This is a genomic window from Weissella coleopterorum (assembly GCF_011304355.1).
Taxonomy (GTDB): domain Bacteria; phylum Bacillota; class Bacilli; order Lactobacillales; family Lactobacillaceae; genus Weissella; species Weissella coleopterorum.
Window position 1 is genome coordinate 1,068,593 of record NZ_CP049888.1, and the last position, 23,716, is coordinate 1,092,308.

The window sequence follows — 23,716 nt, forward strand, 5'->3', positions numbered from 1 at the left end:
TTATTTAACCATGCCTACCATTTTATATTTTAAAGAAATAACATTATAACTTTTAATTTAGTTAATTCTCTGAACTAGGCCCCTCTTCTGTAGCATCTTCAGATTCATTTACGTTATCATCATCATTATTCACAACAGAATTATTTGTATTATCACCATTTACGTCGTTGACATTATTATCAATTGGGCTTTCTACTATACTATTTGTCGTATCTGTAGTAAGCGAATTAGTATTTGAACTAACGGGAGCTTCTTGGATTGAAGGTACCACGCTACTTATTATTTTACTACTACTTGAAGCGATGCTCGCTGAACTCTCAATATTTTTAATTTCAATCTTCTTTGTTACTTTTTGCCCATCCCTAGTAGCTGTCGCCTCATATACACCAGGTAAGATAAAAGCTAATTTGACACGTTTTATACTTGGCTGGCTTTTATAATATGAGTCTTCCAAAAGGCCATCTTCATGATGAATTTTTAAGTTGGTATTTTTAGCGACATACATCGTTATATATGCAGTACCATCCTTTAAAACCATTTTATTCTTATCAAGATGAATTAACTGTGAGTCATATAGTTGTTCACTAATTAATCGTTTTTGGTGTGATTTAATTAATTCTCTAGAACTATTATATTGATGATATACAAAGACTCCTACTATTATCAATGTCACTCCAATCCAAAGCACTCTCCATCCCATTTTTTTTGAACGATTAAGTTTTTTAAAACCAATGTACAAAATAACAAATACCCCAAAAAAAAGGGCTAAAAAGCCTATCACTATAATATACAAACCAAACATTATCTTTAAATTCCTTTTCGATAAAATCGTGCATGTGTCTTCTTCTCAATATTATTTGGTATATTTTCCCAATTCCCATACATCTGTGTCAAGTACTGGTTAACATTTCCAGGGACAAACACACTCTCTCCCTCAAAAACTGCCTTATTCCGTTTAAAATACATATCTTTATTAAAATTTTCTCTGCGTTTATTTAGGCCTTGAACAACAAATAAACTGAAAGCATTAGAATAATTGAAATGTTTGCGATTGCTTTTTTGTGCTAATCGCTCCATCTTATTAACCCACTCGCCTGTTGATTTACGTTTAGCAAATTTAATTAAAAGAGGTTTTAGCCACCAAAACGGTTCTTCTTTAGATATTGCTATTCTTCTAGTAGAATTTCGCATCACATCCAAATATTTCATTTTTAAGTAACCAATTATTTGACCAGTCTTATTTCCAGATATAGCATCAATTGGGAATATATCAACATAAACTCCATTCTGGACTTCAGCCCACCGACCTTCAGCTACCGTTTTAGAGTCACTAATACGCGTATATGGATATAACCAATTTTTTGTATTTTCACTGTTTAATTTAACTAAATTAGAATATTGGGGTTGATATTTATGTATGAATTGCTCATATTCATTTCGTGGCAATGCAATATCCATGTCATCATCCCAAGGTATAAAGCCCTTATGTCTAGTAGCACCTAATGCGCTACCTCCAGTTAAAATATAGTGATAATCATTATTATTACAAAATGTTATCACATCTCTCAATATATCAAGCATAATTTTTTGAATTTCGGTTATATTTATATATTCCTTTTCAGAATCCATACAATATTAGTTCCTTTTATTTTCTTTATCTAAAATATTCCTGATATCTTCCCAAGCCCTAGTCATTGGTTCATTATTATACTTCTCTAAGAGTATATCTAGTTGCTGATAATTATATCGATCATTTTTAATTTGTTCGTTTAAAGTGTTTTCAGAATATGCAACAGGTAATTGTAAATCTTCACCTCTTAAATAGAGTCCTCGATGCTCTGTATACTCATTAATATCTGATTGAAATAAATAAATTGGCCTTCGTAATGGCAAATAATCAAAGATAACACTAGAATAGTCAGTTACCATAAAATCGGACACTAACATTAATTTATAAAGTGATTTATTGGCAAAGTACTTGATATCTAAGGAGGTTTTTTCACTTTCACTATAATAATGGCCCCGATATATAATCGTATAATCCTTAGATAGTTTTGCCAAAAACTCATCACTTAAAAATGGGGATTTTTTTGTCTTATATTCCCTAAAAGATGGAACATACAATAGAACCGGCTTGTTACTTTCTATCTCCATTTCATGTCTTAACTTATTAATTCCTATCTTAGATCGTCGATTTAAAATACTTTTACGTAATAATCCATGATTAATTATATTATGACTATTCTTAAATACATGTTGCATGTGCTTACGATCAAAATCTCCATAAACAAAGTGAAAATCAAATTTAGCATGACTATACCACCATTTAACAACCCCTGATAACTCTTTTTCATCGTCACCCAATGTTTTCATGGGCATACCATGCCAAAATTGTATATAAATATTTCGCCGATGCTTAAACGGAATCAGCCTTTCTATTGATGAATTGGTAATCCAATATTTAGACTTCAGTAAATGGTAAAAATATAAAGGGCTATTGGAACTGATTTTATTTTCTTTAGATATTTGTTGAAATAATTTAGGCTTATTCAAAGCCCATTTCAGATTCCAATCTTTAAAATCGTCATCATTTATCATATTCAGATAAACTTCATTTGGTGAATCAGAGATCTGCCGGCCTCCATAAGACATGAAAATAACGCTTTTAGAGTTCGGTTTTATAAAAATCTGAAGAATTTTAATGAAAACGATTGAAATAGCTAAAAATAACCATCCCAAAAAAGAATTTTTAATTAGATTTTTTAATTTTTGCATTATTAATTATTGTTCATACTCCTAATTTATTAGAATCCACTTATAGAGATCATTATTTAAAGAAAACACTTAAGTAAGTTGATTAATCAGTATTACACATTAGATTATACATTAACAAGATGTCAATTTTGTAACACCTAAGGAATATTAAAACGTTAAATTAACTTGCTTTATTTAGTAGATTAATTTGCTAATTAAGTGAACTTCCCCTTGTTATACATCAAAAATTACTAATTACATGAATTAAATATAAATTAAAAGACGTATTCCATTCCAATGTAATTTATTATCTATACGATTTAAAAATTATCGCCGTTGCAATCAGTTCTTCAATATTTACCACAATATCTTTTAAACCTACGTTAATTAATTGTACTTTGATATTCTGACCTGAAATGACTGTTTGTACCGGAATTAGATGTTTATTTTGTATTAAATTATCATTTACAACTAGTTGAATCATCTCATCTTCATCCAAATGAATTGATATTCCTGTTTCAACCAATGTAGGTGATAACAACTTCTGTAGTTCTGGATTACTCCGGAAGCCCTTTAATTTCTTTTGAATGTTTATAACAGATATCCCTTGAAAAAATGAGTTACTCAATATAGATGGAATAGTTGTCTGCTTTACACTAGTAAGCTGGTATCCTGGTAAATCTAATCCAAAAGGTAATTCAATCTCTTGTCCTAATTTTGTGATTTTACGCATTTTTAAATTCTCTCATTTCTAATATTTTAAACAACCAAAAAAGGGAATCTGCTATGCGGATTCCCAAATATATTTAATTTTCATTCATTGCTGATTCAATTTCATCATGAACACGAGTTATTTCACTTTGTGGAATAACTTGGTATGAAACTCCACCCTCCATAATACCTTCACCAACAATTTGATCCGTTTCAATCGTATTGGCGGCTTTATTATACTTCAAAGCCAAATTTTGCAAAGATGACTGCGAAATATTTGACCGAACATTGTCTGAAACAGATGCTAAGAAGTCACCTGACAATGCAGAGGTCGGATTTTGTTTCAATTTATTCAAGACGGCTTTAACAACTAATTGTTGACGCTGTTGACGCCCATAATCTCCCTTGGGATCATCATAACGCATCCGAGAAAAGGCTAAGGCTTTAGTCCCATTCATACTGTAACTTTGACCATTCACAAATGAATATCCTTCATAATCGAAAGTCAAAGGCGCGGTTACGGTTACCCCGCCAACGGCATTCACTAATTGCTTAAGACCATTCATATTTACTAATAGATACCCATCAAGTTTAATATCTAGTAAATTCTCAACAGCACTAGTGGCTGATTCCGAATCACCTTCAGCATAGGCCGCATTTAATTTAGCAGTATGCCCGTTTAATTGTATTTTAGTATCACGTTCAATTGAAACTAATGTAGTTTTTTGTGATTTTGGATTAACGGTCATGACCATCATTGTATCAGTCCGTCCCTTATAACTCCGTCCCAAAGCACCCGTGTCTGTCCCTAACAATAGGTATGAGACAGACTCACTTGAGCTTGTTTTGGTATCAGATGTTTTACTTAAGGTACTGTCCAAGGAATTAATTTTAGATGTAGTGCTATGTAATTGGTAAAAGGCATATCCGCCTATTCCAACACCTAAGGCCACTACAATTCCGAGAATACTCAACAAAACTTTTTTCATGATTTTCCCCAATTCTTTTTTGAATTAGGTTTATTATACCCTATTGTTTTGATAATACCAAAGAAATCAATGTTTCTAACCTCTCAAATCCCTTCATGCCGGCATTAAAGAAATTAATTTACTTTGTCGTTTAATTGAATAAAATTTAATATCACCCGATTAAATTCATCCACGGCCTCTAAATGTGGAATATGTCCAACCCCTTGGAAATGATAAACTGCTGAATTTATATGTTTTTGTAATTTCAGCGCTGCTTCTGGATAGCCTGCTGGATAGAGTGGCGATTTATTTCCAGATAAAAATAAATGTGGTCGCTCTTCTTGTGGTAAGACATCCCGCCAATCTTGCGCTATTCCATCTAATAATAAAGGCCGGGTTAATTTAAAATCAAACGGCGTATAATTATCTGCCAATACTTTTTTAATCTCATCATTTAAATGTTGTTGTGTTAATTTGATTTTCGGAAAACGATCCGCAAAGATTGCCAATTGATCCATAGAAGATTCTTTTAACCCGAATTGCCAATCTCCCTCATTCAGCATTTTAGGGGTTTGATCCTCCGTTATAAGACTGATAATTTTTTGATTACCAAACAAAGATAAATAGATTTCAATTACACTAACTCCCATTGAATGCCCAATCACATGGCATCGCTGCACGTGAAGCGTCTTTAACAATTCATGAACATCTGTGGCTAAACGCGCAATACGCAGTCCTCGTTTAGTCTGTTCACTTTGTCCATGACTGCGATAATCGAGCCGTAACGTTCGATAACCAGCCGCTGTTAAGGTCTCAACTTGCGGCAACCATGTGGCTATATTACTAGTATAACCACCAAGTAACAATACAACCGGACCTTCCCATGGACCATCCCAGTGGTAATTGAGTTGAATCCCATCGTTGGTTTTAAAAAATGACATTAATACCCCTCCTTTTTAAACTATAAACAATGATTATTTTCGTTCGCGTCTTCCGAGTTACTAGTATGTTGCATTAAACTGTGTCAGTCCAATTGTTAAAATCAAGTTATCTCCCAACCTTTCAGGGTCTCAGAAATTCACACCATCTTATATAAGAATATAAAAGGTTGCTGCATCCCCAAAAATTGGTGCAACAACCTTGATTTAAAATGACTCTATTTTTGATACTAACGTTGCCTACTCTTAAGTAATTGAATGATATTTTGCATCAAAGTATCAAAATAGCGTAAAGCAAGTTTCATCTTTAGATATGAATGCCTAAGCCATCTGCAACTTCGGCCGCGTCCATAATTGCTTCACCCAAAGTTGGATGTGGATGGATTGTTAAGGAAATGTCTTCTGAAGTTAATCCATTTTCAATGGCTAGTGATAGTTCTGAAATCAAGTCTGAAGCACCAGGCCCCACAATTTGAGCACCCAGCATAGCCTTAGTCTTCTTATCTGTCACTAGGCGTACAAATCCAGTCCCTGCATCCATGGCTAATGCACGTCCATTGGCTGCGAAAGGAAATTTTGTAACCTGCGCGTCAATTTGATTAATTTTAATCGATTCAGGTGTTTCTCCAGTAGAAGCTAATTCAATATGAGTATATGCCACTGATGGCAACGAATAGTGTAAGTCATGCGCATTATCAGCTCCACTAATTGCAGCCGCAGCAACTTTCCCTTCGAAACTAGCCTTATGGGCTAAAGCTGGACCAGCTACAATATCTCCAATTGCATAAATATGAGGAACGCTCGTACGCATACTATCATTCGTCTCCAACAATCCATGCTCGCCTTGTTTAATATCAGTATTATTTAGCCCTAATGTATCTGTATTCGCTTTTCGTCCCACTGAGACGAGTAAATAGTCGCCAGTAACGGTTTGTGCTTTCCCATCCACTTCAAACGTCAATGTAACATCTTGATCCGTTTGCGTGGCCGACTTCGCCATTGCTGAAGTAAAGATTTCACCACCATGAGCCTTAAAATCTTGCAAGACTGGTTTAGTCATTTCACTATCGAAACCATTTAAGGTATGATCCAATCCTTCAATAATGGTTACTTTTGCCCCTAAGTTGGCATATGCACCACCTAATTCAGATCCAATGACTCCACCACCAATTACAATCAAATGCTTAGGAATCTCTGGTAGGCTCAATGCACCTGTTGAATCAACGATTCGTCCGCCAAATTTAAAATTTGGAATCTCAACCGGACGTGAGCCTGTTGCAATAATACAATTATCAAATTGCAAAAGTTGATGTCCATCTTCTTGAACTACATTTAACGTTTCATTATCGTTAAAACTAGCTTCACCTTGAATTACATCAATGTGATGTTTTTTCAAGAGCATTGCAACGCCACTCGTTAATTTCTCCACAACTTGATGTTGTTTCCAATCTTGCGTTTGCTGCCAATCCAGTTCACCAGTCATAGACAATCCAAATGGATTCTGTTCCTGTGAATCACGGTAATGGTGTCCCACATTGATTAATGCCTTTGATGGTATACATCCAATATTTAAACAAACTCCACCAATTTGATCTCTTTCAATGATGGTTACTTTTTGACCCAGTTCGGCCGCACGGATGGCGGCAACATAACCACCAGGTCCAGAACCGATCACTACGGTCCCCACTTCTGTTGCTTGTGCACCTACAACCATATTTATTACACCTCCATCAGCATAAATGCTGGATCAGCTAATAATTGCTTCAGATAATTCATCGCATTTTGCGCTAACATCCCATCAATCAATCGATGATCATAACTCAATGACAACTTCATATTTTGACCAATAGCTAATTCACCATCTTCAGCTACAATCGGCTCCTTCAAAATAGATCCTAATCCCAATATCATTACTTCTTTTCCGTTAATAATTGGTGTAAACCAAGTCCCACGCGCAGAACCAAGATTTGAAATAGTCATTGTCCCACCTTGCATTTGAGTGGGTTTGATTGAACCATCCCGGACAGCTTCAGCTAATTCGCTGATCTCTTTTGCAATTGCTTGAATTGACTTACTTTCAGCATGTGCGACGACTGGCACATATAATCCAGTTGGTGCATTCACAGCAATTCCCATATTAACCGTGTCATGATAGACAATCTCGTTTGTATTCATATCAAGTGAAGCATTCAATTCTGGGAACTTTTTACCAACGGCAGCCATTGCTTTAACAGCATACGCCAAATATGTAAGATGGACCCTTGTTCCTTCATTTGGTCTTTAAAAGTCTTTCGATGTTGGACCAGTTTAGCAACTTCAACACTATCAAAATTAGTTACTGTCGGAATGGTTTCATTTTGATGAGTCATCGCCTTAGCAATTGCCTTTCGAACGCCCGACATTGGTTGACGACCTTCTTTGGTTTCTGGGACATGCACACTTGACGTCGCATTATTCTCAGGCATCACCGTCGATGCTTCTGTCACATTATTTACCACCGGTGCTGCCACCATTGGCTTAGCTTCCGCCACATTTGAACCAGAGAAATTCTCAACATCCTGTAAGGTAATATGACCATGTCGACCTGTTGCTTTGACTTGCGTTAAGTCAATTTGATGTGCTGCTGCATAATGCCGGACAGATGGCATCGCTAAAATTTGACCATTGGATGCAACTACCGGGCTTTGCTCCGTTTCACTAGCCTCGGGATCCGTTTGCTCTGCCTTTTTTGCCGGAGCTGATGGTGATGCTTCCTTGGCTGGTTCTATTTCCCCTGAATCACCTGTACTACTTCCGTCCCCATCAAATTCAATCAGGGGATCACCGACCGCAACCGTTGTATTGGGCTCGACAAATAACTTCGTTACTGTTCCAGCGTAGGGCGAAAGGATTTCTTGCATTAACTTATCATTTTGAACTTCAGCAACCGAATCATCCACGGCCACTTGATCACCTACTTTAACGAGCCAATTGGTAATATCACCTTCGGCCATTCCTTCACCAATATCTGGCATTTTAAAAATTTCAGTCATAATTCACTACCTCCTTAGCCTTTTCCACCACATCATCAGCCTTGATCATCCAATCATTTTCAGCTTGTGCAAATGGATAAATTGAATCCGGTGCAGCAATTCGTCCAATGGGGGCTTTTAAGCTAAGAATAAATCGTTCTGAAATTTCTGCCATAACCGTCGCACCAATCCCAGCCATCCGTTGTGCTTCCTGCACTACCAAAACTCGACCAGTTTTTTGTACTGACTCACCAATCGTCTTAATATCAATTGGCGAAACCGTCCGCAAATCAACGACTTCAGCATTAATACCCTGCTTTGCTAGTTCGTCTGCAGCCTTTAAAGCCACTGGTACTGAACCACCGTAGGCTATAATTGAAATATCATCACCTTGTCGTGCAATTGCCGCTTGATCTAGTGGTGTAGTGTAATAGCCTTCTGGAACTTCCCCTTTTAGTGATCGATATAAGTGCAAATTTTCCAGAAAGACTACCGGATCGTTTGATTCGATCGAACTCAACAAAAGTCCTTTCGCATCAGCAGGATTAGCAGGCATCACTACCCGGATTCCAGGAACTTGTGCTACTAAACCTTCCAAATTATCCGCGTGCATTTCAGGAGTCTTAGTTCCACCACCATAAGGCGAGCGAACGACGATTGGCATATTTCGAGTATTATTAAAGCGATAGCGGGTCCGAGCCATTTGACCAGCAATGGAATCCATAACTTCAAACACGAATCCAAAAAATTGAATTTCCATAATTGGTCGATAATTTTGCGTTGCCAAACCCATGGCTAAGCCGCCAATTCCTGATTCTGCTAAAGGTGTGTTGAAAACTCTATCTTCTCCGAATTTGGCTTGCAAGCCATCCGTTGCTCGGAAAACTCCTCCATTTTCACCCACGTCTTCACCAAAGATCAAAGTATTGTCGTCTTTAGCTAGGGCTAAATCCAATGCTTCTTGAATTGCCGCAATATATGTTTTGTTAGCCATAACTACTTTCCCTCACTTTCAAACTTATCAATCTGCTCTTGCATCGCTTGACTTGGAACTTCTAAGGTATTTTTGATGAAGTCCGAAATTTTTTGTTTTTCAATATTATCAGCAATTTTAATTTGATCATCAATCAATGCATTAACTTCATCAACGTATGCTTGTTCCTTTGTCTCATCCCAAATTCCTTTATCCGTCATAAATTGACGCATTCGAATCAAAGGTTCACGCTTCCACCATTCATCAATATCTGATTGTTCTCGATAGCGTAACGGGTCATCCCCAGCCGTTGAATGTGGTTCCAATCGATTAGTAAGAGTTTCAATCAAAACAGGACCATTACCAGCTACACTCCAAGCCCGTGCTTTCTTGGCAGCTAAATACATGGCCAATGGGTCATTTCCATCAACAACCATACTTGGCAAGCCGGATGCCCAACCTTTAGCCGCTAAGTGCTGAGCAGCTGTTTGTAACTTACGCGGAGTTGAAATGGCATACCCGTTATTTTGAATGAAGAAGACTGCATTCGCTTTGTATGCAGATGCAAAATTAATTCCTTCGTAGAAATCTCCCTGTGAAGAACCACCATCACCTGTATATGTGTACGCAACAGCATCCTGCTTCCGTTTTTTTAGACCCAATGCCGTTCCAGCTGCCTCAACATATTGCGCTCCAATGATAATTTGTGGCATCCAAGCGTTTACAGGCTTACCATCCTCAGTTGTCATTTCGTTCCCTTTGGCATGTCCCCGTGACCACAAAATCGCTTTCCAAATTGGCCATCCTTTGACGACAATTTCTGGAATATCACGATAGCCAGGGAACAACCAATCATCATCTTTGAATGCGTATGATGAAGCCATTTGTGAAGCTTCCTGTCCCGCCGTTGGTGCGAAGAATCCAAAGCGTCCTTGCTTAGCAAGCTTTGTGGAGCGAATGTCTAGTTGCCGGCTCAAAATCATGCGCTGCATGATAGCGACTAGGTCATCATCACTAATATCAGATTGATTAAAAGTTTCTTCATCAACCAGTTGTCCAGCATTATTCAATATCTGGAGGGTTGGAAAAGCCTCATCTTGTTGCTGAATTTGATAATCAAAATCTAAAACCTTTGCATTTTGCTCTGTCATATTTGCCATTTCAGGCTCCTTTCTAATCTTCCCGGTCACCAACAAAGAGGCTTGCCAATTCCTGATTTTGGATTCCTCCAAAATATTGACAATCTTGATTGGCGATCAAGACATTCTCAATTACTCGTCTGTCAAATGGTACGCCAATAAATTGATCCTTAATTTCACGCCAATCCCTAACACCAAGGAAATCACCTTTAAAATTAATTTCCTGAATGTTTCCTTGATCAACGTTAACTTGCACATCAATACTACCACCCGCAAATTTGGCGTGATTCTCAAAATCAAATTTTGGACTATGACCATAATTCCAATCCCATGTCGCAAATTTATGATCACGTAAGTCTTTGATTCCAGCTAACTGTTCCTCAGACAATACCAATTCACCATCTTGACCTTTATTAGTTAGATAGTATCGTAGTGCCTCAATAAATTTTTCAATTGTCAAATCTTGCGGTGCATAGTCTTTAATGTTGCCAACTCGGGCTCGAACGGACTTAGCTGCCTTTGAAATAAACTTTTCATCGGCAACATTTAATGAATGAACCATCGCATCTACATCTGTATCCCAAAGTAAAGTTCCATGGTGCATGAGGTAACCTCCTGCGTAACGCTGCGCATTACCAGAAATTTTCTTTCCAGCCACCTCTAGATCATTTCGTCCCGTGATTTCAGCCTGAATTCCTAACGAACGTAAGGCTTCATACATTGGCTGGACAAATTGTTTAAAGTTTACTGAACTACTCTGTTTAACTGGAACAAAGAATGTAAAACAGATATTTCCTAAATCATGATAGACTGCGCCACCTCCTGAAACACGTCGGACGACTTGGATTTGATTTTGATCAATGTATTCTTGATTAATTTCACCAAAAGTATTTTGATTCTGACCAACAATCACGGCGCGTTTATTTTGCCAAAGAGCAAAGACAGGTTCAGTAGGTTTTAAATGATCCAATAACCAACTATCCATCGCAATGTTCTCATAGGCATCCTGACCTAAATAATTAATATACCTCATGTTTAGCACTCCTTTGCACGCACTAATGAAAGCGCTTACTCTTTCGTACATTTTTAGTATATCACATATAAATAGGTACATTACGATAAAATTGAAGTATTTTGGTGATCATTATACTGGCCTCGTTTTTGTTGATATTTTCACTTATTAAACACATACACTACTTTAACAATCAAGGTATCTTACCCAAGATATCCTTACTCGGCAGTGTTTATATGTGATGAATTTAATTTTTCGTTTTATGCCTAAAAAAAACAGACTAGTTATAAAACTAATCTGGTTCTCTGCATATCATATATTAATTTATTAATTTGGTTATTTTTAATTTAATGCATAAGCTTTAATCGCTTTAGCAACTCCTGAATGATTATTATCTTCTGTAATCACATTCGCTAATTGCTTAATATCAGGAATAGCATTCCCCATTGCAACACCTAAACCGGCCGCTTTAATCATCGTAGCGTCATTGGCTTGGTCACCGATGGCCATTGTTTGCTCGATCTTAACATCTAAATGTTGTGCAAGGGCAAGAAGCGCATTTCCTTTGGAAGTCTTCTTATTCACAAATTCTAAATTATTGGCGGTTGATCGAATAACAGTAACTTGGCTTTTGATGGTTTCTGGAATGATTGCTTGGACCCGATCTAATTCTTTCGCATCAGCATTTGCAATCGCTTTAATCAAGTTAACGTCCCGTAGATCAGTATCATGTTCATAAACATGTAACGGAAGATTGACTAAGTAATTTTCATAACTAGCCCAAGGATCAACCAATTTAGCTGTAGTGTGGGCTTGATTCTGGTCTTCAGCTTGGAGATAAATCTTCTCCCGCTGCATAAATTGATGAATTTCAGACCATTCGGTCAAAGTTAACGCAGAAGCAAATAGAATTTCATGACCATCCGCCGTTTGCATTAAACCACCGTTATGGGTGACCACATATTGCTGATTTCCATTAATCTCCAGTTCATCCAGTAAAGGTTGCACTCCAGATAGCGGACGACCAGTTGTAATCACAATCTTAATGCCTTGCTTCATTGCTGTTTGAATCGCAACTTTAACATCCGAGGTAACCTCGTGTTGATCATTCAACAAAGTCCCATCAATATCAATTGATATAATTTTTATATTATTCATTTTGCTATATTCCTTTACCGTTTCCAAATCATTCAAGCTTTAATTCTTGAAAGTCTCACTTCGATTTAACTAAAATTAATTATAGCATAGCCCGTTCAAAATTTAGAAAATGCTCAAATTTGAAATCATAATACCACCTAGGACAACTAAGAGCGAACCAATGACAGCATAAACCAATTGTCGCTTCGATTTCTTCTCCCCAAGAATGAAAATACCGCCAAAAACACCCACGACCACACCCATTTGAGAAAGGGTAGTTGCCACAGCCTGTCCCACTGCAGGATTCGCAGCCGAAACAAACATAAAGACATTTCCGACTGCCCAAACTAATCCCGTCACAATATTTCGCCAAGTGGGCAGTTCAAACATAATTGAACGTTCTTTCAAAAAGAAAATAACAATGATAAATGCACCCAAAACTTGCCCAATCGATTGCGGTCCCACGACGGAAGTCATGTAATACAAACCATTTCCATTTGGAGCTCCATGAATTGCAGATGAAATATATCCCAATTTAAATAGAAGATTTGGTAGCACAAAATACATCATAAAACCTAACGTCGAAATCAGCATGGCTAGTAACCCTGCCTTAAAATCGTAATTAGGATTTTCCACTTTCGGCGTCTTAGCATCTGGCAACGAAGTTAAAATTGCTCCAACTACCACACTTAGAATGGCCAATGAACCAAACAACCACATCTTGCCTGTCGTCCACTCCCCTAAAACAGCTGCTGCCATTAAAGCATTTGATACAATTTGTCCCCCCGTTGAAATAGGGTTCCCAACTGAAACACCCATTTTCTTAAAGCCAATAAATTGACCAGCGGTTCCAACCGCCCAAAATAAGCCTGAGACAAAGCCAACAACCCACAAACGTGGATTCATTGCAAAATCAAACCCCGCAGACGGAATAACATACAAGACTAAGGTTAGAATTCCAAAAATCAATGCTCCAAAGGTCATTCCTAAACTTTGTTGACCAGCTGATCCACCCATTTTAGTTGTAACGATCCCAGTTGCACCCCACGCTAAAGCTGGTATTAATGCAATTAATAATGATGCTTGCATTTTATATTTCCCCATTTCCAATTATATTATGTTAAAAATTGTACCACATAAACGAATGTAAGCGTTCACTTTTGTAAATTTATTGCATCATTTTTGGAATAAATGCTTAAATTGTAAATTTATTTCAAATTGGTATACGCTTCAAGTTAAATCGTTTAACCATTTAAACATTATTTTTTTTAATTGGTTTATTTAATTAATTTTTATTATAAATATTAAAAAAGAGCGAGTCTAGATAGGCTCACTCTTTTTGGATTGAATGATAAGTTAATTACTTAACTGCGTCCTTCAATCCCTTTCCAGGCTTAAATGCTGGAATCTTTGATGCTGGAATATCAATTTCAGCGTTTGTACGTGGGTTACGTCCCTTACGAGCAGCACGCGTACGTACTTCGAAAGTACCGAAACCGATCAATTGAACTTTTTCACCAGCGCTTAATTCTTCTTGAATTGCGGCAAAAGTAGCATCAACAGCAGTTGTTGCATCTTTCTTTGAGAAACCAGCTTCCGCTACCTTGTTGATCAAATCTTGCTTGTTAGCCATGCGACTATCCTCCTGATATGTGAGATTACAATTTTTGAATCATAAAATAAGTCAAACTCACTTTATGTCGATATTAAATTTATCATAATTTGAACGCAATAACAAGCGTTTTCATGAATCAAACGCCGTAACAGCGCCTTTTATAACACTTTTTTAATATTTAGCCCATTTTTGATTGTATACATACAAATTTAATGTAATTTTATGTCCGTGCCCGTTTAATAATATGAATAGGCGTTCCTTCAAAATCAAACGCTTTTCGAATTTGATTTTCCAAGAAACGTTCATAAGAAAAGTGCATTAATTCCGGCTCATTTACAAAGACCACAAATGTTGGTGGTTGAATTGAAACTTGTGTTGCATAGTAAACCCTCAATCGCTTACCATTACGATTTGGAGCTGGATTCAAGGCCAATGCATCCATCACGACTTCATTTAAGGTTGAAGATTGAATGCGACGTTGATGATTATCATTTACCTGCTTAATCATCTCTGGAAGCTTATCCAACCGTTGTTTCGTCTTAGCCGATACAAAGACAATTGGTGCGTAGGCCAAATATTGGAATTCGGTCCGAATTAATTCCTCAAATTCGTGCATCGTATGGTTATCTTTTTCTAAAGTATCCCACTTATTGACCACAATAATCACTGCTCGTCCAGCCTCATGGGCATATCCAGCAACGTGTTTATCTTGATCACGAATTCCCTCTTCCGCATTCAAAACCATTAATACCACATTAGAATCATCAATCGCCCGCATTGCTCGCATGACAGAATACTTTTCAGTATTCTCATAAACCTTACCACGCTTTCGGATTCCAGCAGTATCGACCATCGTAAACTGGTCGCCGTTCTCAGTGACGAATTTAGTATCAATCGCATCACGTGTTGTTCCAGCAATATCAGAAACGATAACTCGTTCTTCGCCTAGCATTGCATTCACTAATGATGATTTCCCAACATTAGGTCGACCGATGAATGAGAATCGAATCGTATCATCATCTGGAATGCCAGCATCAGCAGGAAAATTGTTAACAATTTCATCCATAAGATCACCCAACCCAGTTCCGTGAGAACCAGAAATAGGGAATGGTTCTCCGAATCCAAGGGCATAGAAGTCAAAAATTTCACTACGCATCTCAAAATTATCAACTTTGTTAACTGCTAATACAACTGGTTTATTGGTCTTATAGAGCATTTTTGCCACTTGTTCATCGGCCTCAGTTAAACCTTCGCGACCAGAAACCATAAAGACAATCACATCAGCTTCATCCATAGCGATTTCAGCTTGTTGCTTAATTTCACTCATGAATGGTTCATCACTCATTTCAATTCCACCAGTATCAATTAAGCGAAACTCGTGCGTTAACCACTCTGCTCGGGTATAAATTCGATCTCTAGTCACACCTGGTGTGTCTTCAACAATTGAAATTCGGTCTCCCGCAATTCGGTTAAAAATCGTTGATTTTCCAACATTCGGACGTCCTACAATTGCTACGACTGGGTAGGCCATTTCGCCACCTCTTTTCTGCTAATTTGCTTTTTATATAATAACGTTAATTATACCATTAAACCTTGGCATTCTTCTAAGAAGTCACTAATTCATTTTACAAATATTTTTAATAAAAAAATCAATCCTATTAAAGGATTGATTTCAAAAATATTTATTAATAATAAATCACTAATAAATTTTTTAATGCACTTAATTTTAGTCGAAGTCCTTCAAGTTGAACAAGTCACCCAAAGTTGCGTTACCTTCTTCTTCAGTCGTTGAGTAATTCATAGGTGCTGAATCACGACGACTGTTATTGTTACGACGTCCACCACCGTTGTTGCTGTTTCCACCACGACGGTTGTTGTTGCTTGAGCTGTTATTGTTATTGCTACGACGTTCTCCATCGTTGCTTTCTCCAGCTTCACGAGCAGGAGCTTCAGTCAAAGCCTTAATTGATAATGACAAACGTTGGCGTTCAGGATTAACATCAAGAACCTTAACTTGAACCTTATCTCCAGCCTTCAAAACATCTGAAGGGTTTTCAACGTGTTGATGTGAGATTTGTGAAACGTGAACCAATCCTTCAACACCAGGGAATACTTCCACAAAGGCACCGAAATCAACGACACGCTTAACCACTCCTTCAAGAACAGTTCCTTCGGGTGCGTTTTCAGCAGCAGCATCCCAAGGTCCGGGTTGAGTAGCCTTGATTGACAATGAGATACGTTCCTTTTCAGGATCCAATCCCAAAACCTTAACCTTAACCTCTTGTCCAACTGACAAAACATCTGATGGTTGTGAAACACGTTCGTATGAAATTTCAGAAACGTGAACTAATCCATCAACACCACCAAGGTCGATAAAGGCACCAAAGTTAGTCATACGAGCAACTTTACCTTCAACAACGTCACCAACAGCCAATTCTTCAAAGACACGCTTCAAAGCTTCTGAACGTTCAGCTGACAAAACAGCCTTACGTGACAAGATCAAACGTGATTCAGCTACATTAATCTCGATGATTTGTGCCTTAACAGTTTGACCCTTGTATTGGTTCAAGTCTTGGACAAAACGGTTTTCGATCATTGAGGCAGGGATAAATCCACGTACACCTGCAACGTCAACCACTAATCCACCCTTAACGACTTGCGTAACAGGAGCTTCAACAATGTCATTTTCGCTGTACTTGCTTGCGATTTCTTCCCAAGCACGACGAGCTTCTAATTGACGCTTTGAAAGGATCCATGAGTATCCTTCTTTTTCTGAAGTAATAGGCATTTTAACTACTGCTTCAATTTTATCTCCAACCTTTACAAGGTCGTTAACATCAGCATCACGATCAGTAGTTAATTCACGGGCAGGGATTACACCTTCAACTCCAGCGCCATCAATACCAACTACAACTTGACGAGCATCATCAATCGCCAAAACTTCACCAGTGACAACATCTCCAACCTTTACATCAGGTTGTGCGTCAAGTGCAGCCAATAGCTCGTTGTTTTCTTCGTTCATTACAATAATTCCTCCTGGTCACACGAATGTGATAATACAGTCCATTATAAAATAAACTGTCCTCAATTTCCAGTGTTTTCGTGTGACTTTTTAAATTTTTTTAATTTAAAGCTGCTGAAAGTAACTAAACATTCAACCTCTTTATTTTACACTATTTTATTTGTTTTAGCGATCACTGATTTTGATTAATCCCAGGAATTAGTTTACCGCCTGTTGCTGGTGAATTATTTCTTTAATAACATGGACTACTTCGGGGATCGATAGACCAGTGGTATCGACTTCAATAGCATCTACAGCTTTTTTCAGCGGGCTAATTTGACGCGTCGAATCCAGATGATCTCTTTTTTGAACTGCTTCTTCAATTTCAGCCAAACTTTCCGGCATTCCTTTGGCTTGATTTTCTTTATATCGTCGTAATGCACGTTCATGGACAGACGCAATTAAAAAAATCTTAACTTGTGCTGCCGGAAGGACGGTTGTTCCAATATCACGGCCATCCATCACAACCCCACCATCTGCAGCTATCTTCCGTTGTAATGCCGTCATAGCCGTCCTAACAACCGCATACGATGAAATAAGCGAAACATTGGCAGTTACTTCAACACTCCGAATTTCTGTGGTAATTTCTTGGCGGTTCAAAAAAACTTTTTGGACAGGATTGCCTGGTGCAAAACTAATCTCCAATTCCGGGACCATTGCAGAAACTGCAACTTCATCTTTGGGATTCACATTCTGCGTCAAAACAGCAAAAGTAATGGCACGATACATCGCCCCTGTATCAACGTAAACATATTTCAAATCAGTTGCTAAAATTTTAGCAATTGTCGATTTACCTGCTGAAGCTGGTCCATCAATTGCAATTTGTAATTCATTCATCTTAATCTCACCTAACAATGTTTAATAATTCAAAATAAAGCCCGAAAACTTATTTCATTCCAGTTGTTCATATTAGCATAAATTCATTAATCATGCCCGATCATTCTGTGGTTAGCCCACCTACCCTTTAAAGAAATTCCATGCTTAATAAAAAATGGCACTTAAATTAAGCACCAAAATTAAAAATTCACAAATATCTTTTACTTGATTTTAACGTCTTTTCCCACCCATTGGGTATAGTTATCCGCCGTCAATCCAGGATTTAATGAATACAATTGATCTACAGAAATATTATGAGCTGCTGCAAAACCAAATAACGTTGGCCGATCAGATGGCAATTCCATTTTCACAGTACTCTCAGCTTTTTCAGATGATTCCTTAGCTGCTTGCTCCTCAGAGGCTTTTGCAGCCTCCTTTTCAGACGTGGCCTTGGCTTCCGCTTCTTTTTGCTTTTTTAGTTTCGCTTTTTCGGCCTTTGTTTGACCATCTACTTTTGAAACTGAAGTTTTCGTCTGATTATGGTCAAGTGCAGATACAGCGGTCCCTTGATTAGCTTGACTAGGTTTATTTAACTCCTTTAGATAACTATAAACCGGTACAAATGAAAGTACCAAAATTAAAGTCACCAATAATCCTACAATTAAACTTACCCGTTTTGTTTTCTTGCGATTCGCCGTACGTGAATATTTTTTTACAGTATCTTCTTGGTTGTCAAATGACGTTTCCCAAGGCTTATTTTGATCATCCATTTTGCTGGAAACCTCCACAACAGTTTTAATGTTATTAAATTACCATAAATGGTCCCCCAAAGGGAAGCTTTTTAGGTAGGTCTTTACTTTATATTAAACAGTTGCCGTAATTTATCTGACCACGGTTGCATTTGATCGAAATCAGATTCCGTTACAATCGGCTTTTGACGGGCAAATTTTTGCCAATCAACCGGTTGATTGGCAGCTTCTTGATCCACCTTAAATTCACTTTCATCCTGAAAGGCCTCTAAAATATATCGTCTGAGCCCTTGTTCTAAATTGATATATTTAACCAATTGATTAAGTGCTAACAACCTTTGTTGGCGGCGCTTTTCAAATTGTTGATTGATTTGCGTCACTGTTTGTCCTTGCTCTAGGTAATACTTAACCAAATTGACTTGATTTTCATTGATACTTTCGGTATTGCTACTTTTTTTAGAAATTAATGCGACAGTCGCCGGCTCTGGTAGGGTTAAATCAATAAAATACGATTGCAATAATTCATCCCCAGGCGCATATAGTAAGATAGCTAAAGCCGGTTGATCATCTCGACCCGCCCGTCCAAATTCTTGTAGATAGTTGGTCAAATCACTACTGAGTTGATAATGGATCACGTAGCGAATATCTGATTTATTTAATCCCATCCCAAATGCAGAGGTAGCAATAATTACATCAATTTGGTCCAGCATAAACTGCCGTTGAATCCGGTATCGCGTATAGTAATCTAAACCAGCATGGTATGCAACCACTCTTAACCCAGTTGCGACTGTTAACCGTCGCGCCATCGAATTAGCCAATTTACGTGATGACACGTAAACAATCCCCGGACCTTTTAGACGTTCCACTAGTTGCGTTAAGCGCCCCTCCTTCTCCGTTTCATTGCTTAATTTTTCAGTATTGAGAAAAATATTTGCCCGATCAATCGAAGTTTGATAAACGAACGTATCCGGGCGCTTCAGTCTAAATAAATCAAGCATTTGCTGGCTCATCGCTGGCGTGGCCGTAGCTGTCAATAATAATAGTTGTGGGCGTTGCAACTTTTCGTGCAGTTGCGGTAACCTTAAATATTCTGGACGAAAGTCAGGTCCCCAACTTAACATCGTATGTGCTTCATCAATGACTAATAAATTGATGTTAATATTTTGCAATTGTGTTTGTACTTGGTCGTCAGCTAACATTTCAGGTGAAATAAAAAGAAATTTAAATGTATGTAATTGTTGTAAAACTTGTTGTCGTTCCTTTCGATCTAACGTCGAATTCAACGCGACAACTTGCTTTTCACCCGTATAGTTTAATCGTGCGACCTGATCTTGCATCAACGATAGCAACGGCGAAATGATGATCACCAAACCAGGACGCAAATGTCCCATCATTTGATAAAGTAAACTTTTACCACCCCCCGTGGGTAAAATTGCTAATGCGGAACGCTGCTGTAACAACGCGTTTAAAATCTCTTCTTGTCCTGGCCTAAAACGCGTATATCCCAAATATGCTTTTAGTTCTGTTTGTAAATTCAGCATTTTAATCACCCTTATCTTTAGTGCCCCCAAGTCCATATTATCCCTTTAATAAATTTTGCTTAACTTGTTGGATTTGATACAAACGAAAATAAAAAAACTCATCGGGATCACCCGTCAAGCGCACGGCTTGAAAAGCCCAGCTTTCAGGGTTACCTTGCAAATGTTCTTCAAAATAACTAATTAATGGAGGCGTCAACAATAATTGATAATTAAATTGCTCAAGCGGCATAAATACTGCCGCAGATAGCAAATGTTCACGAACTGTTCCAATTTTTAAATTTCTAATTTTACTAATTCGTTCAATTGACATTTTTTGAGTATAAACTTGATAAGTTTGCCACATCGAAGAGCTCAAATGTTGTGTTTTCATGAAAGGTTGCCATAGCTGTTTTAAGCTTTGCTGTTCTCCCACCTGCTCTAAATATTGCGCCATTTTTGCATATTGATCGATTTCCCAATAATAGATATCAGCTTCATTCCAAGTTGCTGGAAACATTAATTGATCGGGGCGCAATCCCGGTTGTTGATGCCCCGTCCAAGTATTAGCTAATCGATTCGCGTCCATTTCAGGTAAAGTTTTTAAAAAATTTTGTAATTCTTGCACCCAATTGAAAATTAAATCAGTTTGTTTTTGGACTTGAAACCATTGTTTAACTAGATCACGTAATATCAAATTATTTAAAACTGGATAATATTTTTTATTTTTAAATGAATGTTCTGAGATCACTTGATTAGCAAGTAGAAACGCATTTCTAAAATCAATAATATTGGCATGACCGCTTTGTATGAAGCACTCTGGATAGTAATGCAATAACTTAGCTTGTTGAAAAATAATTGAACCTTGTTCTGTTATTAAAAACATTCCCGGTTCAATTTCTTGAATCGCGTTTTGCTCAACCAATTGTCGCAACATTTGATCGTACTGTTCTTTAGTCAATTGTGGGTGCAAATTAATTAACGCCAACAATTGGTACGCTAGCCCATTAAACGCAGTCGAGACCGTTAAATGATTCGTTAATAACCCAAAAATAACGCGTTGTCTTCGGGGTTGCTGTGTATCAAAACACATTAATAAAAATTCCGGTGTCATTTTATCCCTCCAACATTGATCGCCTAATTCCAATGAATTTAACCCAAAATTTGTGAACATTTTTTATCATATCACTTCATTATACAAAAAGGATTCATAACTACATTCAATAGTTACAAATCCGTTAAATATTACAAGCGACCGGAACTCTTACGAATTTGTCGTCCATTTTTCAAATATTGTACTTCGTCATGCCGTAAAGCTCGATATTCACCTGACAATAAATCAGCAACTTCCAACATTCCATAACGTTCGCGGTGTAATTTAATCACCGGATGCCCGACGGCTTTTAACATTTCTTTCACTTGATGATATCGACCTTCGTGAATTGTTAATTGCACCGTCGCTGTTCCCTTTTTATGATCAGTCCTAACGACATCAGCCCGTGCTTCAGCAGTTTTCTTGCCTGCAACCACCACACCTAATCGCAAGGCTTTTAATTCATCATTGGTCGGAATCCCTTTAACTTTAGCAACATAGACTTTATCGATTTTATAACGGGGATGCATGAGTTGATTAGCCAATTCTCCGTCATTAGTCAATAGTAACGCCCCAGTTGTATCATAATCCAACCGACCTACTGGATAGACCCGCTCTTTCACTTCATCTAGGACATCAATAACTGTGGTCCGTCCTTTTTCATCAGATGCCGTCGTAACCACCCCTCGCGGTTTGTTAAGTAGATAATAGACTAATTTTTCAGACCCTTCAATGGGACTTCCATTGACTTCAATCTTATCTCCAGGATTGACACGGGTCCCAAGTTCCGTAATCGTTTGACCATTCACAGTTACATGTCCATCACTAATTAATTTTTCTGAAGCCCGCCTTGAAGCCACCCCAGCTTGGGCCATCACCTTTTGTAATCGTTCTGCCATTTAATCCTCACTTCTAATCAGACATTTCAATATCTGTTAATTGCTGTTTTTTCCATTCGTTTAAGATCTTTTGTGTTCGAATTGTTCCCATTAAAGTTGTTTTTGGAAACCAATTCGATAGCGCTGCATAAATTTCACGCCCAACTAATTTTTGTTCATAATTTGCTACTTCTGGACCAAATGCCACCAGCTGCAAAATTAGAATTTCATCCATCTCCTCGACTCCGATAACCGCTGTGAAATGTCGAGTTTTGGGGTCTTTCCATAACATTAAATGCCGATTAGAATCGGCATGATACCAATTCACTTCACGTTGGATCTCCACAAAAGTTGGAAGATTATCAACATGCGACATTAGTCCCATTGCAATTTTAGGTTGCGTTTCTGAAACCATCACTAACATGCTGTATTCTCCTCATCTTAACTAATCTTTTCTATTTTGTATCGTCCGTCTGATCCGCGACTAACACAATTCCCTCATCATCTTGTTGAATCAGATGTTCTTTGTAAAGGTGCCCCAAAGCCCGTTTGAATTGGCCCTTTGACATCCCAAAGTAATTCTGAATCGCCTTGGGGTTGGATTTATCATTATATGGTAAGCGACCAATTCTAGAACGCTGCAAGAGCGTTAAAATCATCTTGGCATCGCCATCAATGGCTTGATACGCCATTGGCTTTAATGATAAATTCAAGATTCCATCTGGACGTACACCAATCACACGCGTATCTAATTGCTCACCCATACGAGGTTCTTGATAACGTTCACTCGGATGGATGAAGCCAATATTAAAATCATCGGTCAATACTAATGTTCCAACAATTTTTAAGCGATATACCGTGGCCTTGACATGCTTTTGTCCTTTCATACTAGCTTTTGCTGGAATTCGAACGGCATTCAAAACTTCATTCGTTGCTAATTCGCCCCAGAGTCGACCTTTTTGATCAATTCTCAAAGTAATCATCAAGCGATCACCCCGTTGAGGCCACAATTCTTTAATTGTCGGAAGTTCATCCAAAGAGACCACTAAGTCTTTGTTTGGTAATCCAATATTAACAAAAACCCCTAAATCACGCCGCACATCCGTCACAGTCCCAAAGGCATAATGTCCTAAACGAACCTCCGGAATATTCTTTGTGATTTGCAATTGACTAGCTTGGTTTTCATAAGCAAAGCCTGTTACTAAGCCACCGATATGAAGTGGCTTTTGTAGCTCTGCCTTATCAATTTCATAAGTAACTCCTTCAATTTGTGCAAAGAAGGATTGTTCATTCTCATCAGTTACTTTCGCTGTTACAATTATACCGACTTTTTTTTCCATCTTA

Annotated in this window: 22 protein-coding genes and 2 pseudogenes; all 24 read right to left on the reverse strand. The window is 37.8% G+C overall.

What is annotated here, in order from left to right; all coding sequences use genetic code 11:
- Positions 1 to 61: 61 nt before the first annotated feature.
- Positions 62 to 700 (reverse strand): OTU domain-containing protein, encoded by a 639-nt coding sequence (locus G7084_RS05460; RefSeq protein WP_206212033.1) that lies wholly within the window; start codon positions 698 to 700, stop codon positions 62 to 64.
- Between the two features lie 107 nt (positions 701 to 807).
- Entirely contained in the window at positions 808 to 1,629 is an 822-nt protein-coding gene (locus G7084_RS05465) for a LicD family protein (protein WP_166010772.1), read from the reverse strand.
- 6 nt (positions 1,630 to 1,635) lie between these two features.
- A complete protein-coding gene (locus G7084_RS05470; RefSeq protein WP_166010774.1) occupies positions 1,636 to 2,775 on the reverse strand; it encodes a CDP-glycerol glycerophosphotransferase family protein in 1,140 nt (379 codons plus the stop codon).
- A gap of 286 nt (positions 2,776 to 3,061) precedes the next feature.
- A complete protein-coding gene (locus tag G7084_RS05475) occupies positions 3,062 to 3,487 on the reverse strand; it encodes a hypothetical protein (protein WP_166010776.1) in 426 nt (141 codons plus the stop codon).
- 73 nt (positions 3,488 to 3,560) lie between these two features.
- On the reverse strand, positions 3,561 to 4,454 hold the full coding sequence (locus G7084_RS05480; protein ID WP_166010778.1) for an LCP family protein: 894 nt from the start codon (positions 4,452 to 4,454) through the stop codon (positions 3,561 to 3,563).
- A gap of 113 nt (positions 4,455 to 4,567) precedes the next feature.
- Positions 4,568 to 5,374, reverse strand: a complete 807-nt coding sequence (locus tag G7084_RS05485) for an alpha/beta fold hydrolase (protein WP_166010780.1) — start codon at positions 5,372 to 5,374, stop codon at positions 4,568 to 4,570.
- A gap of 304 nt (positions 5,375 to 5,678) precedes the next feature.
- Positions 5,679 to 7,085, reverse strand: a complete 1,407-nt coding sequence (lpdA, locus tag G7084_RS05490; RefSeq protein WP_166010782.1) for a dihydrolipoyl dehydrogenase — start codon at positions 7,083 to 7,085, stop codon at positions 5,679 to 5,681.
- Positions 7,086 to 7,090: 5 nt separating this feature from the next.
- A pseudogene (locus G7084_RS08450) lies at positions 7,091 to 7,884 on the reverse strand (2-oxo acid dehydrogenase subunit E2).
- Between the two features lie 38 nt (positions 7,885 to 7,922).
- Positions 7,923 to 8,403, reverse strand: a pseudogene (locus tag G7084_RS08455) (biotin/lipoyl-containing protein); the annotation flags it as partial.
- Entirely contained in the window at positions 8,396 to 9,376 is a 981-nt protein-coding gene (locus G7084_RS05500; protein WP_166010784.1) for an alpha-ketoacid dehydrogenase subunit beta, read from the reverse strand. The gene G7084_RS05500 and the pseudogene G7084_RS08455, both read right to left, overlap by 8 nt.
- Before the next feature lie 2 nt (positions 9,377 to 9,378).
- The gene (locus tag G7084_RS05505) at positions 9,379 to 10,515 is read right to left on the reverse strand and encodes a thiamine pyrophosphate-dependent dehydrogenase E1 component subunit alpha (RefSeq protein ID WP_166010786.1); all 1,137 of its coding nucleotides are present in this window, start codon (positions 10,513 to 10,515) and stop codon (positions 9,379 to 9,381) included.
- Between the two features lie 13 nt (positions 10,516 to 10,528).
- Positions 10,529 to 11,527 carry a lipoate--protein ligase gene (lplA, locus tag G7084_RS05510; protein WP_166010788.1) on the reverse strand — a complete coding sequence of 333 codons (999 nt, stop codon included), beginning with the start codon at positions 11,525 to 11,527 and terminating at the stop codon, positions 10,529 to 10,531.
- Positions 11,528 to 11,848: 321 nt separating this feature from the next.
- A complete protein-coding gene (locus G7084_RS05515; protein ID WP_166010790.1) occupies positions 11,849 to 12,664 on the reverse strand; it encodes a Cof-type HAD-IIB family hydrolase in 816 nt (271 codons plus the stop codon).
- Between the two features lie 102 nt (positions 12,665 to 12,766).
- Complete coding sequence (locus tag G7084_RS05520) at positions 12,767 to 13,732, reverse strand: GRP family sugar transporter (protein WP_166010791.1); 966 nt, start codon at positions 13,730 to 13,732, stop codon at positions 12,767 to 12,769.
- Positions 13,733 to 14,003: 271 nt separating this feature from the next.
- A complete protein-coding gene (locus tag G7084_RS05525; protein ID WP_166010793.1) occupies positions 14,004 to 14,276 on the reverse strand; it encodes an HU family DNA-binding protein in 273 nt (90 codons plus the stop codon).
- Between the two features lie 202 nt (positions 14,277 to 14,478).
- The gene (gene der, locus G7084_RS05530; protein WP_166010795.1) at positions 14,479 to 15,789 is read right to left on the reverse strand and encodes a ribosome biogenesis GTPase Der; all 1,311 of its coding nucleotides are present in this window, start codon (positions 15,787 to 15,789) and stop codon (positions 14,479 to 14,481) included.
- A 195-nt stretch (positions 15,790 to 15,984) separates the two neighbouring features.
- The gene (gene rpsA, locus G7084_RS05535) at positions 15,985 to 17,280 is read right to left on the reverse strand and encodes a 30S ribosomal protein S1 (RefSeq protein WP_166010797.1); all 1,296 of its coding nucleotides are present in this window, start codon (positions 17,278 to 17,280) and stop codon (positions 15,985 to 15,987) included.
- Positions 17,281 to 17,478: 198 nt separating this feature from the next.
- Entirely contained in the window at positions 17,479 to 18,156 is a 678-nt protein-coding gene (cmk, locus tag G7084_RS05540) for a (d)CMP kinase (protein WP_166010799.1), read from the reverse strand.
- Positions 18,157 to 18,356: 200 nt separating this feature from the next.
- Positions 18,357 to 18,905 (reverse strand): hypothetical protein, encoded by a 549-nt coding sequence (locus tag G7084_RS05545; RefSeq protein ID WP_166010801.1) that lies wholly within the window; start codon positions 18,903 to 18,905, stop codon positions 18,357 to 18,359.
- Positions 18,906 to 18,988: 83 nt separating this feature from the next.
- Positions 18,989 to 20,425, reverse strand: coding sequence for a RecQ family ATP-dependent DNA helicase (locus G7084_RS05550; protein WP_166010803.1), 1,437 nt, complete (start codon positions 20,423 to 20,425; stop codon positions 18,989 to 18,991).
- A gap of 37 nt (positions 20,426 to 20,462) precedes the next feature.
- Positions 20,463 to 21,515, reverse strand: a complete 1,053-nt coding sequence (locus G7084_RS05555) for a helix-turn-helix domain-containing protein (protein ID WP_166010805.1) — start codon at positions 21,513 to 21,515, stop codon at positions 20,463 to 20,465.
- Positions 21,516 to 21,646: 131 nt separating this feature from the next.
- Complete coding sequence (locus G7084_RS05560; RefSeq protein WP_166010807.1) at positions 21,647 to 22,393, reverse strand: pseudouridine synthase; 747 nt, start codon at positions 22,391 to 22,393, stop codon at positions 21,647 to 21,649.
- 13 nt (positions 22,394 to 22,406) lie between these two features.
- Positions 22,407 to 22,796, reverse strand: a complete 390-nt coding sequence (locus G7084_RS05565) for a hypothetical protein (protein WP_166010809.1) — start codon at positions 22,794 to 22,796, stop codon at positions 22,407 to 22,409.
- Positions 22,797 to 22,827: 31 nt separating this feature from the next.
- The gene (locus G7084_RS05570; protein ID WP_166010811.1) at positions 22,828 to 23,712 is read right to left on the reverse strand and encodes a CvfB family protein; all 885 of its coding nucleotides are present in this window, start codon (positions 23,710 to 23,712) and stop codon (positions 22,828 to 22,830) included.
- Positions 23,713 to 23,716 lie beyond the last annotated feature (4 nt).